Origin of the sequence: Pseudoalteromonas luteoviolacea, assembly GCF_001750165.1 — a bacterium.
Taxonomy (GTDB): Bacteria; Pseudomonadota; Gammaproteobacteria; order Enterobacterales; family Alteromonadaceae; genus Pseudoalteromonas; species Pseudoalteromonas luteoviolacea_G.
Genome location: NZ_CP015412.1, coordinates 363,262 through 381,394 on the forward strand (window position 1 = coordinate 363,262; position 18,133 = coordinate 381,394).

Here is an 18,133-nt window from a genome sequence, read left to right on the forward strand (position 1 = left end):
ACGGATAGCATGCAAGATCTCTACTTAAAGAAACTGCACCCTTATAGGGCATTTATATTAGGTTTGACATTCTTTTTAGTGTTGCTTAGCACATTTGTTGTCGAGCTACTGCCCGTGTCGCTGTACCCTAACAGTACCAAGCCAACGGTCAGAGTGGTTGCAAGTTATGACATGGATGTCAGCTCATTCAAAGAACTTGTAGGTAAGAAATTGGAAAAATCTCTTCGTAATATCGAAGGGGTTGATCGTGTCGACGCAAAATATGGACCGGGTAAAACGACTTATTATACTGCTTTTGAGTGGAATAAAAGCTCAAATGAAGCTATGAAGGAAGTCGCCACTGTCGCTTCTTTTTACCAATCTCAGTTACCCAGCAATTATCCTCCGATCAAAACTTATTACTATGATGCAGGCCTGGAACTTTATATTGCAGTTAAATCTACAAAGATGTCTAGTGAAGCGCTGAGTGTTGCTTTAGAGCAAAGGCTAACCCCCATTCTATCGAGCATCTCAGGTATTTCCTCTGTTTATGTCTCTGCGGTAGACCAAAAAGAGGTTATCGTAAAAATAAATCCGTATTCATTAGTAAGGTACAAACTCAGTATAGAAGATGTACTTGATAAATTAAAAGAATCACGTTTTGATGCCCATTTAGGCACGATTCGAAGCGTTGGTGACACGCCCGAATATCAAGTGACACTTGGACAAGCAGCAAAAACTATCTCTGAAATTGAGAACTTTGTACTTAGTTCGGGTGCTGGAAGGCTAGTAAAGCTGTCTGATGTTGCGACTGTTGAGTTGCAGGTGAAAGAGTCAAGCCGCTATTTTTATGTTGATGATATGCAAGTTGTAGCGGTCGCTGCATGGCCGCTTCCAGATACAAACTTGTATGATATCTCAAAACAATTTGAGTCTGCTGTTGCAAAGGAGCTAAATGGGCTTGGCGAAGTAATCGTATTAAATAGCCCGATGAAGTACATTGGAGTAAGCCTTTATCAGATGGGGGTAGCCGTTTTAGTTGGGATGCTATTTACTGCACTCAGCGTGCTAGTTTTTTTCAGAAAACTAAGTGCGACGGTCTTGATAACACTCTGTATGCCAATCTCCATCGCATTTGGTGTGTGCTTGCTATTTTTGTTTAACGCTGGCATAAACTTAGTATCTGTGGGCGCTGTTGGTATTGCAAGTGGTCTAGTCGTTGACAGTTGTGTATTTGTGCTCGAAAAAATCAGGTCAAAACTGACTAATCTGAGAGCTAATGAGAGTTCAACCAGTTATTCACGCACCGTAATAGGTGCAGTACGAGAATCTGTCCGTTCGGTACTCTCTACCTCCATGACAAGTATTGCGGTATTTTTACCTTTACTCTTTACTCAGCCGATTATAAAGGCTTTGATAGGCGAGTTATCGCTCGTAATTATCGTGCTACTGCTTGCCTCGATAGTGTTTTCTTTATTTGTTTTACCGGCATTAATCTTGTTATTTCCTGGAAAATTGTCTTTGCAAACTACAAGTTTCAATCAGGATAACGCTGAAAAAGACAACCATCGTACAACCAGTTTGTATCCTAAAACTCAAAGGCTACTCAGCAATGTTTGGATCACAATTTCCATATTATTGCTGACCATTTGGCTATGTAGTCATGCAATTGGATTGCTTTGGCATGATGTTAAACGTGATGTGATAGCACAACCACTCCCCAATATTGTCGATGTAGGTTTATATTTTAATGATACTGAGCTGCCACTATCTAAACGCCAGCAATTGGCATTTACTGTTAAAGAACAAGTTGAGCAAGTTTTAAAAGACGAAATCAAATTTTCATTTACTGACATTAGAAAAGGCGTTGCCTATATATCACTTCATTTAAATAACTACGATCAGGCGCCTAGTATAATTAAAGAGCTAAAAAAGGTGGTTCCAGATAATGAAAACTATACAGCTGATATATCTCCATGGGTAAGTGCATCAGTAAAAGTTGAAAACAAGCCAGACTATAGAATCTATATACCAAATGGTGAGCATGAAAGAGGCGTTAAATTAGTAAGTGATTTATATAAAGGCTTTAAAGCGGAAAACGCCATTATAAAAGTTGTTCCCTATCCAAAAATTAAAAAATCATCAATTGCAAACCTTAAGTTAAATCAAATGGTGGTGTCTAGCCTGAGCAATGGTGTTGATTATGGTGATTTAGAGAATAGTTTATCTCTATTCTCAAAGTTATCTCTCAAAGAAGAGTATTTATATTCCATTAATATGAATGTGGGAGATACACCTTTATCAATTCAAGTAGGTCAAGGTGGGTTAAGTGGCATTGCAGAAATAGAACAGTTACCAATTTGGTTGGATGGTATTGCAATTAACTTTGGACAGTTGGCACAGTTCGTTACTTATGATGACTATTTATATTATCACAGCAGAAATGGCTCTGATGTGTATATGCTTGAGTTGTGGGTGGCAAAAGATGTTGAAAATGCGAATGAAACTATAAGCAAAGTTATTGAAAGTTTGGAGTTGCAAAGCCTAGGTATAAATGTTGTAAGTGTAGAAAGTGAGGTGAATGATAATATCAAGTCTTTACTTTATGCCCTATATGCTTCGGTTATTATCGTATTCTTAATTTTAATTATAGATTTAAAAAGTATAACTTTGTCATTAGTCGCTCTGTCTTGTATACCATTTGGTTTGGTGGGGGCTTCATATAGTTTGTTCTATTTTGGAGGTACATTTTCGGTCAACTCATTAATTGGGATGATTATGCTGGCGGGTATAGGTGTTAATAGCTCCATTTTGATAATTCATAGTTATCAAGATAATACCATTAAATATCCTAGTAATAATGTGTATGAGAATATTATTTGCGCTGTTGTATCTAGGCTCAGAGCAATATTTATCACGTCTATATCGACAATACTGGGTATGTTGCCACTTGCCTATGGATTCGGAAATGGTGGTCCAATAATGCAACCATTGGGTTTAGCGATGTGTGGTGGAATGCTCACAATCGCGTTACTGAGTATCGTGATTATCCCTGTTCTATTGGCGGCGCACCAACGGTTATTCGCTAAGTTCACTAATCATGTTCATAACAAAGCAGTTTCTAATTAACTACTGGAGTAGATATGTTGAAATATAATGAAAAATTATCTGAGTTGTTTAATACCTTCGAGCAATCAGTCACATCGTCATGTGGTTGCGGTTTAACAGCACGAGATATCGCGATAGCAAAAACGGCAATCAGTCTTGCTATGAACAATGAAGCGCTGATCACTGATGCAATTATTACTGCCAAACAACAACAATTAACGAATGATGATATAGGTCAACTAGCAGCGCTAGTTTTAGAAAGGCAGAGCAAAGGGTTTCAATCCTTAATAGCGCCTCTAGATAGTGAAAGCTGCTGTGCGCCAACTCAAAATGATGGGTGTTGTAGCTAATGCAGGACTTTCAAAAAAGACGTTTTGTGGCATTTGTCGGTGTCAGAGCAGGCTTAGAAGAGCTTCTCGATTGGCTGAAAGCTCAGGATATTTATTCCTTACTGATTTCGTCTAAATGTACACTCAAAGAAAGCTTAACGTATGACTACTGTCTAGATGTAGATCTTGACGACGAAGCTGCGGTCATAGATGCAATTAAAGCATTGCCGTCATGGGTTGAGTTAGCGTGCTTCTACACGACAAATGAATACCGTGTCCCAGTTGCGGCAAAACTTGCAAATTATTTTAAAGTGGGCAAGTCGGTTGCCGTTGATGGTGCCGTAAATTGTCGAAACAAAAAATTGGTGCGAAAAATACTTTTCGATAATGGCTTATCAAAACTGAAGTACAAATTAGTTAAAAGCTCAAAAGAGGTAATGGCAGCATCAATGTTTTTGCGCTTCCCTGTCATCGTTAAGCCATCTAATGACGCAGGAAGTCGTTTCGTTTTTAAATGCGATGACATGTTAGAGGCCTGTGCAGCGGTCAATGAGATAACAGCGAACACCACCAATTACGTTGGTCAGAGTATTGATCCGGAAATATTAATCGAAGAGATGGCTGTGGGTCCAGAGTACAGTGTTGAGTCATGCACTGTTAATGGCGTAACCCATGTGATCGCTATCACGCAAAAAGAAACTTCGGGCCCACCTCGTTTTATTGAACAGTCCCACTTTGTGCCTGCACTGTTTGACAGCGAGCAAGAGCAACGTATTAAACAGTTGGTTATTCAAAGTCACCAACGTGTAGGGATTGACAACGTAGTAACCCACACCGAATTCAAATTAACACCCTCAGGACCAGAAATTATAGAAATTAACGGCCGACCTGGTGGCGATCATATTCCTGAGTTAGTCAAATATACCACGGGGATATGTCTAAGTGAGTTGGGTGCACACATCGCTATGGGGAATGAGTTTGAGACTTATGTTAAACACCCTGTCATTGCTGAATCGGCTGCTGTGCAGTTCTTTTTAGCGAATGAAAATGGGGAAGTAGAATATATGGCGCCCAAAACAGTCATGCCGCAAATCGTAAAGTCTCAGATAACCGTGCAACCGAATAGCCAAGTAGTAGAAACGACGAATAACTACAATCGACTTGGTTATGTGTTGGCTATTTCTTCAAACAACGATGCGTTGCAAGTAACACAAAACTATATTGACTCTATTGGCTTTAAAGTAACGGCCAATGGATGTTGTACTTAGGGATCGGACACTTATGAAAATGGTTGGATCATTAAAAGCACTCAACATCACACACCCAGCTTTACTGTTGTGCTTTGTTGTTTTGATGTTAGTGACTGGTACCGGCATTGTTGCTCCATTATTGGTTCCTTATGGTACATCTTTGGGACTTAATGGCTTTATGCTCGGTACACTATTTTTTGGTTTCTATGCGGTTAGATTATTGCTCGCAACGCCAATTGGGATTTTGTCAGATAGGTTAGGGGTAAGAAATGTCCTGTTGATTAGCCTAGTTATATATCTCGTTGTTGCAAGTTTGTACTTTATAGCAGCAAATTATCCAGGTCTGTTATCTGCAAGACTTGTTCATGGTCTATCTTCTGCGATGATGCTTCCTATGGCCATGGCCTACGTAGGATTATTATCACCTTCTGGCCAAGAAGGGCGGTATATGGGCTATTACAACAGTGCGGTGTTTCTTGCCAATGCGATAGGACCATTGTTAGGCGGTGTTATTGCTGATAATTATGGTTTTGTAGGCGCTTTTGCCAGTTTATTTGTGCTTGCTGCTATCTCTTTGCTTATCTGTGCATTTGGACTTCAGCCTGTTAAACAACAAGCGACTGAAAAACCATCTAATGGAGAAGCAAGTACTGAGCCTAAAAATGCTGAAACGAGTGCTGTTGTTCATAGTAATGTAATTCTTATCGCTATGTTATTGGTTGGATTTTCAGCCGCTGCATTTTCGATGCATTCGATTTCATTTTTTGTTTTTTACCTTGACGAAATTGGTATTAGCACGGCATACATTGGCTTACTGTTATCGCTGTACAATTTAAGTATTGCATTAACTCAAGTACCGTTTGGCAAGCTAGCTGATTCTGCAAAAAACAGAGTTTTGTTGAGTTTAGCCTGTATTGTCGTCACGCTCGCTTGTTTGATATTGCCAAGCGTCAAGCAATTAGAAATGATCATTGTTGCCATTCTGGTAGCCGGATTAGCAAGCTCCTTAGCACTAGTGATCTCTTCGGCTGCGTTAACCCAAATCGGAAAAAGCCAAGGTATGGGCTCTGTTATGGGCAAGCTTAGCACAGTTCAAAGCTTCGGTTTTGCAATGACCCCTTTGATAAGCGGGTTCTTAGTTGACCGTTTTTCGAGTGAATACACATTTTACTTAGTAGCCTCCTTTTGGGCGATTGCCACATTAGCGAGTTTTTTAATTATAAATAAGAAATAAAGGAAACATGCCATGTCAACACCTTGTTGCAGTGCTGAAAAGCCACAGTTTAACGAAAAAATTCAAGCTATCCATGATTTTTACACGAGTGCGGCGAAGGATGCCGGCCCGTATGCTACCGGAAATGCTAAATTTTCGCCATCAGGTCCTACTGACAAAATCATTGAACTTGCAAATGAACTCAAATCAGAAGTTGTTCTAGATTTAGGCTGTGGAATGGGTGGTTCAGCTATTCGAGTCAGTGAAGAAGTCCGTTCATCAACAAAAGTGGTGGGGATTGATTTTGTTGCTGAGATGATTGAAAAAGCAAATGCTACGCTTGCTGAAGCAGAGCAATCAATTCAGGACAAAACATCGTTCTATGTTAATGATGTGCATTCAGCACCTTACTTTGATTCGACGTTTGATCTGATCTTTAGTGAGTGTGTGCTTAACTTAACTGATAACCGTATGGAGGTTATTTCAAATGCATATCGTATGTTGCAAAAAGGTGGGTACTTTATTTATACCGACTTTGTCAGTTTTGCAGATACACCAGATTCAATTAAAGAAAACTTAAAACTGGTGAGCGGTTGCCGTGCCGGTAGCGTGCCTTTAAGTCAAAATATCTCAGAATTAGAATCGATAGGGTTTGAGCATCTAGAAATTTTTAATTTCACAGATGATAAAAACAAACGGTATGAAGAGTTAAGAGCTGAAAGTGAAACAATGCGCAGTGAATGGGATAAGTTTGTTGCTGAACACCCAGAAACAGCGGAGTTTTTAGAAAACAAAATTGGCTACTACGTGATCATGGCTAAAAAATAAATGATTAGATAGATAAGCCAGCAGAGCAGAGCAGAGCTGGCTTACTTTATTAGGCATCGATTTATTGAGAGTTAAAAAATGCATTTAGCTAAATACAACAGATTACTACAGCTTTTTAAATGCCTATCGGATGATACAAGGCTGACGATAGTAATGTTAATTTACCAAAGTGGTGAGCTTTGTGTCTGTGATTTAACTGACAAGCTCCAGAATACTTCTCAACCAAAAGTTTCTAGGCATTTGGCGGTATTGAGAAAGTGTAAAATATTAACCACGAGTAGAAACATGCAGTGGATTTATTATTCTTTGCACCCTGATATGCCAAATGAGTTTTTGAATATATTAAAAACATCGGCCTCTTACTTAGCAGATGACGTCAATGTGTGGGAGAGGAAATCTAGCGCTGACACTCAGAGGAGCTGCTTGGAACGAGAGTTGTAAGATGGCTGACCATAAATATCCTTGGGTGATCACACTCATTCATCTAACCCCGTGAGTATTTGTTAAAACTGCTTATTTCACCTTACACATAAGCCGTGTATTCGCATCGCTTTTTACATCATATCGACCGTATACAAATGCTGGGTGATAGTAGGTAGTACACGATGATGATTACTAGAATAAGGTAGCAATTGGTTGGACTGGGCGATGGTTAAGAGATTGATAGTGTTTTAACTTAGACTGGTAGAATACAAATAAAAGCCTTTATGTTAAATAAGGCTTTTATTTGGAATTGCTGAGGCTATATTAGATTATTATTAATTAAGATAACTTGTGTAGCGCTCTCTCTAAATACTTTCCAGACTGAACATCCGCTTTAACACGCTGTACATTCTGTTTCATATGTTCAATGTTCTCAGGAGTCAGCTCAGCTAATTTATGTTTTATATCACGAAGAGAGCTGATGCTAAAGCCAATACCCTCTTGTTCGACAAAACTGGCCATTGCAGCCTTATCCCAAATAATAATTGGCATATCACAGAGCAAATATAATGATAGTTTGTGAGGATTGTTGTACATTAAGTACTTGCCCGTTACACCATCACATGAGTCTAAGGTATTGCCATACCAAACTAGACCGAAGTCACCATCAATATGGTCAATAACCTCATTGGAAGGGAAGCAGCCTTTATAATCTAAAACCGTGTCTTCGATATTTTTGACTTTATTTTTATCGTACCCCACACCATATAAATCAAATTTAAAGTTACCACGGTCAAGGCTATCTAGCTCATAAATAAATGGGCCCATATTACCTGCAAACACAACGCGGATTTTGTCATAATCAGTATCCGTTCGCTTCGCACTAGGGTTGTCGGTGTGCAAATAGTCAAAAGCCTCAATATTGGTAATTTGAGCTTGGAAGTTTTGTTCGTCAAACCAAGCGGCCATTTTATCATTGTGGACAATTAACTGATCAGATTGTTTTAAAAGTGCGACTTCTTTGTCTGAATGACCATATTTACCTTTTAAGCTTTTTAGGTCATGAACAAGGGTTAACACTTTGCTATTTTTCAATTTCGCGCCCCATAAACAATAACCATAAAATTTATTGAATGGATATTGTAGGCATACGGTGCTGCCTGATTTTAGTTTTAAAATAGCCCAAGTAACGCCTAGTGCACTAATTAAAGTGCCTAAAATCGAATTTGAAATCCATGTTTGTTTAAAACCAATATTGCTCCAGCCATTGTTTTCTAATATGGATTCACAGTCCATTTTGGCTTTACCCGCTGCATCAAACTTAGAACGGTAGTTTCTCGCTATGTATACTTTATTACTCATACCTCAAACGAACTCCTGAGTTGTTAGGGCAAGTGCGGCTTCAATGGTGTCATCCATATCGTAGTATTTATAATTGGCAAGCCGTCCACCAAAAATGAACTTGTCAGCATAAGGTGCTGTTTTAGACAATTCCTGATATTTAGCGAATAGCGCATTATTTGTGTCATCATTAATTGGGTAGTAAGGTTCGTTGTCTTTACTAAACTCGTGCGGGTACTCTTTTGTGATAACAGTTTTATTGCTTGTGCCAAACTCAAAATGTTTGTGCTCTAAAATTCGAGTGTAAGGTACTTCTCGCTCTGTATAGTTAACCACAGCATTACCTTGATAACTCTCTTGTTCTAAAATCTCTGTTTCAAAGTGCAAGCTGCGATATTCTAAAGCACCGAACTGACAATCAAAAAACTCATCAATCTTACCTGTATACAATACTTTATCTGCTAGTTGATTATAGTCATCAGCTTTGTCAAAGTAGTTTATGCCTGTTATCACTTCGACGCCCTCTAACAGCGCGTCAGTTAATGCATTATAGCCACCGACAGGGATACCCTGATAAGTATCATTAAAGTAATTATTATCGAAAGTAAACCGGAAGGGCAGTCGTTTGATAATAAATGCAGGGATTTGAGTTGCTGGACGGCCCCATTGCTTTTCAGTGTACCCTTTAATTAGTTTTTCATACAGGTCTTGTCCACCCAAAAATAGTGCTTGTTCTTCTAAGTTCTGTGGTTCTAAATCATTATAGGGAGCACGTTCTGCAGCGATTTTATCTTTTGCTTGTTGCGGCGTAGTTACCCCCCATAATTGATAAAATGTATTCATGTTAAAAGGCAAGTTATAGAGCTTGTCTTGATAGCGGGCAACAGGGGAGTTGACATAATGGTTAAACGTAACAAAATGATTTACATAATCCCAGACTTGCTGATTACTAGTATGAAATATATGTGCACCATATTTATGGACGTTAATACTTTCTATATTCTCACAATAGATATTACCACCAGTGTGATCGCGCTTATCAATTATTAAGACTTTTTTCCTTGATCTGTGGCCTCTCGGGCAAACACTGCACCAACTAAACCTGCACCAACTATTAGATAGTCATAATGATTTTTTATTCTACATGGTGTTTCTTTATTTTTTATATATTTAAGTAAATGGTAAAGTGATTTTTTAAATCCAGAACTATTGAAGGTATTTTTAGTTTTTTAGGTGGGAAAATACTTTATAATATTTTTCATGGGTAAAGTTTATGGTATATAATTCATTGAGTGGATTTAAATATATTAGCAGCTAAAGCTTAGCTGCTAATTCTTAATGAGATGAATGACAAGCAAACTCACCTATTGGACATGGTTCTGGATCAATTGGTGGACGTGGATCAGGCTTGGTTTTTCCAGGCGCTGCAAGTACCCAAACTCGTTCGTATCTATTATGTAGAGATGCGTGATCTGTTCTGTTTTTGTGCTCGCCAACACCTACATAGCAACGTTTTTGATTATGGATATATTTACCTACAATTCTGTAGCTCCTATCACCATGCCAACCTTCAGCTACGCAGTGGTAAACGTATTCCCCAGAGTCCCAACCACCAGCTGTAACTTCGTCACCTTGCAGGCGATAGTTGCTGTGCACTTCACGCCATGTGTAGCTTTTATCATATGCAAGATATTTGTAACTATCATTCTTCCAGTTTTTACCATTGTGCTCTACATAGCAAGAACCATTGATAATCTTGCCGGCAACTTTTCGTGAACTATTGTCGATACAAATACCTGGACCGCCAAAAGATAAATTTAGCCCTAAAATGGGAGAAGGTGAGAAATAAGGCCATTTACCAGAACTTTCAGCATAGTCAACAATTTGAGGGTGTAAATGTGATGTACCGTGTCGCCAATGAATATCTTCCCAAGCACGATTAAAGTTCGATTTATCTGTAGAGATATAGCTTCCGAAGACTGCTGATTCAGCATTTAGTGAAAATAAAGCAGCCCCTAAAGATGTTATTAATAAGAGTTTATTTTTCATTATAATTTCCTTTGATTTAAAATCGGAAAGAAATTTAAATTAATTAAAAACCCCTGGCAATAAATTGATTTTATTGTTTGTGAAAATATTAAATATGATTAAATATTTAATTAACTGAAGGGCTTGGTGAAGAGGAAGGTGTATTGCGGGTAGGTAACCCGCAAATCATAAGATTATTAAATCTATTGGTTAATTAATTTATTAATAACTCTGCGTGTATTTGATTTATTTAATGCCTTATATTTTATTTGTTGTATTTTCCTTCTCCAAAAAGCGGTTTTAAAAGAGAGGCCTTTACTCATATTTCCTATCGTAGAATCAAAATCTAGGTCTTGTTTTAAAGGACAAGGAGATAAAGTTAAAATTTCGATATTCTTTTCCCACCAATGTTGATAATCAGTATCAACAGGGCGGCCAAACGGAATACTCGACTGAAGGATTTTTTTTGCACCATTTAGCGTGACTGCCTGTGCGCAGGTTCCCGCAGACACCTTTTTTTGAACCTTTAAGTTGAAAGTTGCATTGAGCTTAAACTCATAAGCCGTAGGACGAGTGCGATCACCGTACTCAGCTAACTTTATCATATCCCATTCAAAATCAATTTCTGATAGAGCGGAGATGGCCTCATTTAGGTTGCCTACAACTTCAAAGTCGTCTTCTAATATGATGGCCCAAGGAATTTCATTGTCTACAATGTGTTGCAGTACTTTTAGATGGCTCATGTAACAGCCGATCTCTCCTGGGCTCAGCGGTTTATGGTAATCACGGCTATTTTTTTCTTCAGAATAAAACCTGTCACGTGTTATTGGATCTACTTGGTTTCCCAATACTGCACTTATACGCTCAAATTTTATATCGAAAGGCGCAAGTCTTTGCGTAACTGCATCTAATCTATCTGTGCTTTTATCTAAGTTTATTAAAAATATTGGTGGTTGAGTCATATTACTTTACTATTTCCAAGCTGACCGCCCAAGGCTTCTGTTTATCAAGGGTGGTACCAAAATTGACTGCAACTTTAGTTTCTGAAAGCTCACTCGTAAAAGTGGATCGGCTGCTTTCGTTACCAAAGTGCTGCTTTTCTTCCCAGTCAGGGCTTAAACAGGTTTTAAGCTGTTCATTTACTTGCTCAAACCTAACTAGCGCTTCAGTCTTACCTGAGAAAGATTTATTACATTCATAGGCTGTGTTGCCACTTGTGTACAAGTTGATCTGGCAGCTGTTTTCAATTAGATGCGCTTTTGGTCGCCAGCTTTTCATTAACTTGCCATTTATTTCACTGCCTTTCAAAATAGAAAAGCCATCACCTGCACCCGTGATTAATGCGTTGACTTTTTCACAGTCAGTCATGTTTTCGACTTTTTTCTGAACGTCGTTGGGTAATGAGTTGCACCCAACTAATGTGATGAAACTTAGTGAGTAAATTAGGTGGCGAAAAACCATGGCAGCTTCCTTATCGAATTTTCCCTAAGCATACCATGGTCATTTGGGATGAGGTAGGTTATTGGTGTCTTTTGGCTAATGTCTCGACAACTTGTGATAAGTCGAGTTCACTTCGTTGTAAAAGTACTAATAAGTGGTAAATTAAATCCGCAGATTCGTTAAGTAATTCCTCTTTATCTTGTTTCATCGCAGCCAGTGCTACTTCAACACCTTCCTCACCGACTTTTTGGCAGCTTCGGCTTAAGTCTTTGGCAAACAGTGATGCGGTATAGCTGGACTCGGGATCAGCGTTTTTACGCTCCTTAATCACTTTTTGCAGTGTGCCTAAAAAGGCGAGTTCGGGTTGAGCGCCATCAAAGCAACTTTCGGTGCCAAGGTGGCAAGTAGGGCCAGCAGGCGTTGCCAAAATTAATATGCTGTCTTTGTCACAGTCAGTGTGTGCTTCTATGAGCTTGAGTACGTTGTTTGAAGATTCACCTTTGGTCCACAGTCTTGACTTAGATCTTGAATAAAAGGTGACAAGTTTTTTTTCAAACGTCACTTGCAGTGCTTCTAAGTTCATGAACCCTTGCATCAAAATGACGCCCGTTTCGTAATCTTGTACTATCGCAGGGATCAACTCTGATTTACCAAAGTCGACAGAGCTTATGTTGTCTGGTGTTAATTTCATAATCTTGTCGCTACCTTATTCTTTTTCAAATACTGTTTTAGTTTCGGTATTTCAATTACTTGCTTGTGGAATACACTGGCTGCCAGCGCACCATCTACATTTGCTTGGTTAAATACATCCACAAAATCTTGTTCTTTGCCTGCGCCACCAGATGCAATAAGCGGGATGTCACAAAGCGCTCTCATTTTACTGAGTTGTGATAAATCATAACCTTTGCGAACACCATCTTGATTCATGCAATTTAGTACGATTTCACCAGCACCTAAATCTTGCACTCGCTGGATCCATTCCTGCGTTTTATAGCGTGTTTGGCTGGCAGCGTTCGGGTCGCCGGTTAGCTGGTAGACTAAATACTCACTACTTTTATCATCATAAAAACTGTCTACACCCACAACCACACATTGCTTACCGAATTCATCGTGTAATTCTTTGATAAGTTCTGGCCTAGCTATCGCAGGGCTGTTAATAGAAATCTTATCCGCGCCTTGTTCTAACACTTTTGCGGCATCTGCAACGGATTTAATGCCACCTGCAACACAAAAAGGAATATCGATATTTCTCGCGATGTCTCTGACCCAATTTAAATCAAGCAAGCGTTTTTCTACGCTGGCACTGATCTCATAAAAAACCAGTTCATCCGCACCTTGCTCGCTATATAGCTTGGCTAGTTCAATGATGTCTCCAACCACTTCGTGTTGTTTAAACTTGACCCCTTTGACGACTTGGCCATTTTTTACATCAAGACAGGGAATTATACGTTTCGATAACATGCAATTGCCTCCTCAACACTAAATGCGCCATCTAATAAAGATTTGCCTAAAATAATGCCTGCGACACCAATTTCAATAAGCTGTTTGATGTCGTCCAATGAGCTCACACCGCCTGACGCTTGTACTTTTGCGGCTGGACTGTATTGTACTATTTGCTGATACAGTTCAAATGAAGGACCAGTCATGGTGCCATCTTTACTGATGTCCGTGCATAGGAAGTCATACACGCCAAGTGCCAGATAAAAGTCGATTAACTCAAATAGTGAAACGCTTGAGTCACTTTGCCAGCCGTGCGTAGCAACAGACCAGCCATTTGCTGTTTTATTTACATCTAATGCAATGACAAAACGTTCCGCGCCAAACTCTTGGATCCACTGAGCTAATTGCTCTTTTTGGTCAACGGCTAATGATCCAATAACTACTTGGTTTGCACCTGCTTTAAGCCACTGTTTTATATCTTCATAAGCGCGGATCCCACCACCTACTTGGTATGGTGTATCCAGTTTGCTTGTCGCTGTTTGAATTTGTTGCCACTGCTTTTTACTTGGATCGCGCGCGCCCTCTAAATCAACAAGGTGTAATTTTATTGCTCCTGCATCTTGGTATTCATGCAAGCGAGTTTGCAAGTCAAACGGGTAAAATTGCGCTGTATCGTATTTGCCCTGATAGAGGCGAACAATTTGGCTATCTAAAACATCGAGTGCTGGAATTATCATGTTCGTTCCTTATTAAACTTGCCATTGCATAAAGTTAGTTAAAAGCTGTGCGCCCACTTTGGCGCTTTTCTCAGGGTGAAATTGCATGCCTGCGTAGTTATCTTTGGCGACGATGGCAGAAAATGCTTGTCCGTACTCGCAACTCGCGAGCGTTGTGTCATTGAGCTCATGGGCAAAGCTGTGCACAAAATAAACCTGATCATCATTGCTGATCCCTTGTGTTAAAGGGTGTACCTTAGTGACGTTGATATTGTTCCAACCCATGTGTGGACTCGTTAATTCACCGGTTTGCAGCGCTTTAATGTTACCGTCGATGATCCCAAGTCCTTTGACATCGCCTTCCTCGTTGTCATCACAGAGCATTTGCATACCCAAACAAATTCCCATGAGGGGCCTTTGGTAAGCGTTAATGGCTTCTTTCCATCCTTGTTCATTCAAGCGTTTGATGGCTACATTGGCGTGCCCAACTCCTGGGAGGACAGCGCGGTCAAAATTAGCTAACTGATTTGGGTCAGATAACACTTCAGGTGTCACGCCCAAGCGCTCGAATGCAAAGCGTACAGAGTTGATATTGGCACACCCAGTATTAATTATGGCTATCATAAACACCCCTTTGAGCTAGCAGTAAGTTGAGAGGTATCTTTAGCAATGGCCATTCTTAACGCACGAGAAAATGCTTTGAATAACCCTTCAACTTGGTGGTGGCAGTTGCCGTCAGAAACACTGAGTATCAGGCTCACTTGCGCATTGTCTGACAATGATTTAAAAAAGTGCTCGACCATTTGTACATCTAAGTCACCGACATTTTCACGGCTAAAGTTGGCATTGAGCACAAATGATGCTCTGCCGGATAAATCTAATTGGCACTCTGCTTTACATTCATCCATCGGTAAGGCAAAACCGTATCGTGCGATTTGTGATTTAGTACCGAGAGCTTCTCGTAATACTTGGCCAAGCGCGATACCTACGTCTTCGACTAAGTGGTGCTCATCTATGTGTAAATCGCCTTTTGCCTTTATTTCAAGGCCAATATTGGCGTGAGTACGGATCTGATCAAGCATGTGGTCGAAAAAGCCAAGGCCAGTATTAATGTCGCCATTGGCGGTTTGGTCTAGGTTTGCCGCAACTAAGATTTGCGTCTCTTTGGTATTTCTGATCACGCTGGCTTGGCGGTTTTGCGTGGTCAGCTCGGTGACAATTTTGTTCCAATCACCGTCGTACAAAATCCCTTGAATACACAGGTTTTGCGCAAGCTGGATGTCTGTTTGGCGATCCCCAATCACATAAGAGCGTGAAAGGTCCACTTTACCTGAGCGCATCAGCGAAGTGAGTAGACCCGTTTTGGGTTTGCGACAATCACAGTTGTCTTCATCAAAGTGCGGACAAATCAGCACTTCGTCAAATTTAATGCCTTGTGATGAGAAAATTTCCATCATCTTGTTGTGCGGCGCGGCGAATTCGTCTTCTGGGAAGCTGTCTGTGCCCAGCCCATCTTGGTTAGACACCATCACGAGGCGGTATCCTGCACTTTGCAGTGCCAACATTGCTGGGATCACATTAGGGAGAAGCGCTAACTTTTCTAGGCTGTCTACCTGTTTGTCTGTTACAGGTTCTTCGATTAATGTGCCATCACGGTCGATGAATAGATATGGCGTACTCATTTTACTTCCTTACTCGCTTTGCTCTAGCCAACGTTTGACTTGTTCTAATTCTTGCTCGCTACCGATTGATATTCTTAGCCAGTTGTCTTCACCAAATAGTGTAAACGGACGCATAATGGTGCCGGCTTTCATTGCTTGTTCGATAAGTGCTTTGTCGCTTAATTGCAGCGTCACGAAATTGCCCTCACCGCAAAGAACCTGAGTGACTTTAGGTGAGTTACTTAGCCATGTTTTTAGTTTGGCTTTATTACTATTTAAGATATTTACCTGTCTGCGCATTTGCGTGATTGCATCTGCCGACAGCGTTTGCTCCGCTATTTTTGCTACTGCGGTTGAAACTGGGTAGGGCGCAATGACTTTTCGCACAGGGTTTAATATTGCCTCGTTGGCCAATAAAAACCCTGTTCGAAGTCCTGCCAGCGCAAAAGCTTTAGAGAGAGTTCTTAGTACCACCACATTATCGAAGTCTTGTAGCAAAGACACCGCAGTTTGTTCTGGTGCAAATTCGATATAGGCTTCATCCACAACAATCAGAGCTGAGTTTTCAAGTGCTTTGGCAAGCGCTGCAACTTTGTCAATTGGTGTCAGGCTGCCAGTTGGGTTATTTGGGTTACAAATAAATACCAGCTTTGCATCACCGATACGTGCGCTTAGTTCACTCGCATGTTCTTCTTGTAATTGAGCTTGCGAAAGCGCATTTATGGCAATGTTCTGCGTGTCAGCTGAGACTTTGTACATACCATAAGTAGGTGTAAATATGGCGATGCTGTCTTTGGCAGGTTCACAAAATGTGCGCATTAATAGCTCGATACCTTCATCGGCACCTCGGGTCATCAACACCTGTGTTGGCAACAATTGTGCATACTTACTATATGCATTAATTACTGACTCAGGTTGAGGCTCCGGATAGCGGTTTAAGTCATCAATAGAAATCTCAATGCTTTTATTGAATGGGCTCTCATTGGCATTTAGCCACGTATTTCCCGTGAGCTTTTCGCTTTTCGCTGAGCTATATGCTTTCAAGCTCTCGATATTTTTTGGTAATAATGAAGTTGCCATTATTGTTTTCCACCATTTAATCTAATTGCTACTGCATTAGCGTGCGCATCAAGTCCTTCGGCTTCTGCTAATGGCAAGATAGCCTTACTTAAATCAGATAAGCCTTGTTTAGTGATGGACTGAACAGTATAGGTTCTAAAAAAGTCCATTAAATTTAAACTGGAATAAGTTTTAGAGTAACCATACGTTGGTAGTACGTGATTGGTTCCTGATGCATAGTCGCCAGCTGATTCTGGTGTGTAATCGCCGACAAAAACAGAGCCTGCATTCTTCACCAAATCAACACGAGACTGTGCATCTCTTAATTGCAGAATTAAGTGCTCCGGACCATATTCAGCCGACAATTCAAATGCTTTATCGATTGAATTAACTAGAATTAAAGCACTGTTATTCATGGCTTTTTTTGCTATTTCAGCGCGAGATAGTTCAGCCAATTGCCTTGTGATTTCTGCTTCTACCTCAGTGATAAAGGTTTCACTGTCAGTTAGCAGCAGTACTTGAGAGTCAGCGCCATGCTCAGCTTGTGATAGTAAATCTGCTGCGGCGAAAGCAGGGTTAGCGCTTTCATCTGCGATGACCAGTACCTCTGATGGCCCTGCTGGCATGTCGATAGCAAAGCCTGGTACAGACTGAGACAACAATTGCTTTGCCATGGTGACAAATGCATTACCTGGACCAAATACTTTATCTACTTTTGGTACAGTCTCAGTACCCAGTGCCATAGCTGCTATCACACCTGCACCACCACTTTCAATGATGGTATTTATGCCGCATTTTTTTGCCGCATATAAAATAGCAGGGTGGATTGGCTCTTCGCCTTTCACTGGGGTCGCGAGCACCACAGTTTTTGCACCGCTTAGCTGTGCGCAGACACCTTGCATTAACACAGAAGAGGGCAAAGGTGCGCTCCCGCCCGGCACGTAAATCCCGACAGCTTCAATGGCTTGATACTTTAGCTCGCATACCACGCCGGGCTGCGTTTCAAGCTGTTTAGGCTCAGGTAGTTGAAGCTCGTGAAATGCGCGCACGTTGCTATAAGCTTGATCGATGGCGCTTTTTAGCTCATTGCTGAGTTGAAACTCACTTTGTGTGATTTCATCCTCAGGTACTCGTAGTCTATTTGATTGGCGGTTATCAAATTGCTTGGCCATTTCCATTAATGCTTGATCGCCTTTTTGACGTACGCTGTCAATGATGTCTTCGACTGCAGCTTGCACCCCCGCACCTGCACTAACGGCAGGGCGAGTGAGTATTGCTTGCTGTGCTTGTTGATCAAGTTGATCCCAAACTAGCATAA

Annotated in this window: 18 protein-coding genes; 6 read left to right on the plus strand and 12 right to left on the minus strand. The window is 40.4% G+C overall.

The features are described 5' to 3' along the window. Positions 1–9: 9 nt before the first annotated feature. From S4054249_RS22295 to S4054249_RS26230, 6 genes are all read left to right on the plus strand, one after another. Positions 10–3,108 carry an efflux RND transporter permease subunit gene (locus S4054249_RS22295; RefSeq protein ID WP_046355996.1) on the plus strand — a complete coding sequence of 1,033 codons (3,099 nt, stop codon included), beginning with the start codon at positions 10–12 and terminating at the stop codon, positions 3,106–3,108. Positions 3,109–3,122: 14 nt separating this feature from the next. Continuing rightward, positions 3,123–3,437 (plus strand): hypothetical protein, encoded by a 315-nt coding sequence (locus S4054249_RS22300; protein WP_046355997.1) that lies wholly within the window; start codon positions 3,123–3,125, stop codon positions 3,435–3,437. Then, on the plus strand, positions 3,437–4,684 hold the full coding sequence (locus tag S4054249_RS22305) for an ATP-grasp domain-containing protein (RefSeq protein WP_046355998.1): 1,248 nt from the start codon (positions 3,437–3,439) through the stop codon (positions 4,682–4,684). Before S4054249_RS22300 ends, S4054249_RS22305 begins: the two co-directional genes overlap by 1 nt. A gap of 13 nt (positions 4,685–4,697) precedes the next feature. After that, positions 4,698–5,900, plus strand: coding sequence for an MFS transporter (locus tag S4054249_RS22310; RefSeq protein ID WP_046355999.1), 1,203 nt, complete (start codon positions 4,698–4,700; stop codon positions 5,898–5,900). Between the two features lie 12 nt (positions 5,901–5,912). Beyond that, the gene (gene arsM / locus S4054249_RS22315; RefSeq protein WP_046356000.1) at positions 5,913–6,707 is read left to right on the plus strand and encodes a putative arsinothricin biosynthesis methyltransferase ArsM; all 795 of its coding nucleotides are present in this window, start codon (positions 5,913–5,915) and stop codon (positions 6,705–6,707) included. A 153-nt stretch (positions 6,708–6,860) separates the two neighbouring features. Further along, positions 6,861–7,148, plus strand: a complete 288-nt coding sequence (locus S4054249_RS26230; protein ID WP_230851934.1) for a metalloregulator ArsR/SmtB family transcription factor — start codon at positions 6,861–6,863, stop codon at positions 7,146–7,148. Between the two features lie 321 nt (positions 7,149–7,469). On the opposite strand, the gene S4054249_RS22320 is transcribed toward S4054249_RS26230, so the two are convergent. From S4054249_RS22320 to hisD, 12 genes are all read right to left on the minus strand, one after another. Further along, the gene (locus tag S4054249_RS22320) at positions 7,470–8,492 is read right to left on the minus strand and encodes a hypothetical protein (protein WP_046356001.1); all 1,023 of its coding nucleotides are present in this window, start codon (positions 8,490–8,492) and stop codon (positions 7,470–7,472) included. Between the two features lie 3 nt (positions 8,493–8,495). Continuing rightward, a complete protein-coding gene (gene glf / locus S4054249_RS22325; protein WP_331245607.1) occupies positions 8,496–9,518 on the minus strand; it encodes a UDP-galactopyranose mutase in 1,023 nt (340 codons plus the stop codon). Between the two features lie 288 nt (positions 9,519–9,806). Beyond that, the gene (locus S4054249_RS22330) at positions 9,807–10,520 is read right to left on the minus strand and encodes a DM9 repeat-containing protein (protein ID WP_046356002.1); all 714 of its coding nucleotides are present in this window, start codon (positions 10,518–10,520) and stop codon (positions 9,807–9,809) included. 182 nt (positions 10,521–10,702) lie between these two features. Next, complete coding sequence (locus tag S4054249_RS22335) at positions 10,703–11,461, minus strand: glycosyltransferase family 25 protein (RefSeq protein WP_046356003.1); 759 nt, start codon at positions 11,459–11,461, stop codon at positions 10,703–10,705. A gap of 1 nt (position 11,462) precedes the next feature. Then, positions 11,463–11,960: a hypothetical protein gene (locus S4054249_RS22340; RefSeq protein ID WP_046356004.1), complete on the minus strand. Its 498-nt coding sequence runs from the start codon at positions 11,958–11,960 to the stop codon at positions 11,463–11,465. A gap of 58 nt (positions 11,961–12,018) precedes the next feature. Further along, entirely contained in the window at positions 12,019–12,630 is a 612-nt protein-coding gene (gene hisIE / locus S4054249_RS22345; protein ID WP_046356005.1) for a bifunctional phosphoribosyl-AMP cyclohydrolase/phosphoribosyl-ATP diphosphatase HisIE, read from the minus strand. Next, positions 12,627–13,400 (minus strand): imidazole glycerol phosphate synthase subunit HisF, encoded by a 774-nt coding sequence (gene hisF / locus S4054249_RS22350; RefSeq protein WP_046356006.1) that lies wholly within the window; start codon positions 13,398–13,400, stop codon positions 12,627–12,629. The genes hisIE and hisF overlap by 4 nt, the downstream gene beginning before the upstream one ends. Continuing rightward, positions 13,382–14,116, minus strand: a complete 735-nt coding sequence (locus S4054249_RS22355; protein WP_046356007.1) for a 1-(5-phosphoribosyl)-5-[(5-phosphoribosylamino)methylideneamino] imidazole-4-carboxamide isomerase — start codon at positions 14,114–14,116, stop codon at positions 13,382–13,384. Before S4054249_RS22355 ends, hisF begins: the two co-directional genes overlap by 19 nt. A gap of 12 nt (positions 14,117–14,128) precedes the next feature. Then, positions 14,129–14,719, minus strand: coding sequence for an imidazole glycerol phosphate synthase subunit HisH (gene hisH, locus S4054249_RS22360; RefSeq protein ID WP_046356008.1), 591 nt, complete (start codon positions 14,717–14,719; stop codon positions 14,129–14,131). Continuing rightward, entirely contained in the window at positions 14,716–15,777 is a 1,062-nt protein-coding gene (gene hisB, locus S4054249_RS22365) for a bifunctional histidinol-phosphatase/imidazoleglycerol-phosphate dehydratase HisB (protein WP_046356009.1), read from the minus strand. Before hisB ends, hisH begins: the two co-directional genes overlap by 4 nt. 9 nt (positions 15,778–15,786) lie before the next feature. Beyond that, the gene (hisC, locus tag S4054249_RS22370) at positions 15,787–16,836 is read right to left on the minus strand and encodes a histidinol-phosphate transaminase (protein WP_046356010.1); all 1,050 of its coding nucleotides are present in this window, start codon (positions 16,834–16,836) and stop codon (positions 15,787–15,789) included. Further along, positions 16,836–18,131, minus strand: coding sequence for a histidinol dehydrogenase (gene hisD / locus S4054249_RS22375; RefSeq protein ID WP_046356011.1), 1,296 nt, complete (start codon positions 18,129–18,131; stop codon positions 16,836–16,838). Before hisD ends, hisC begins: the two co-directional genes overlap by 1 nt. Positions 18,132–18,133 lie beyond the last annotated feature (2 nt).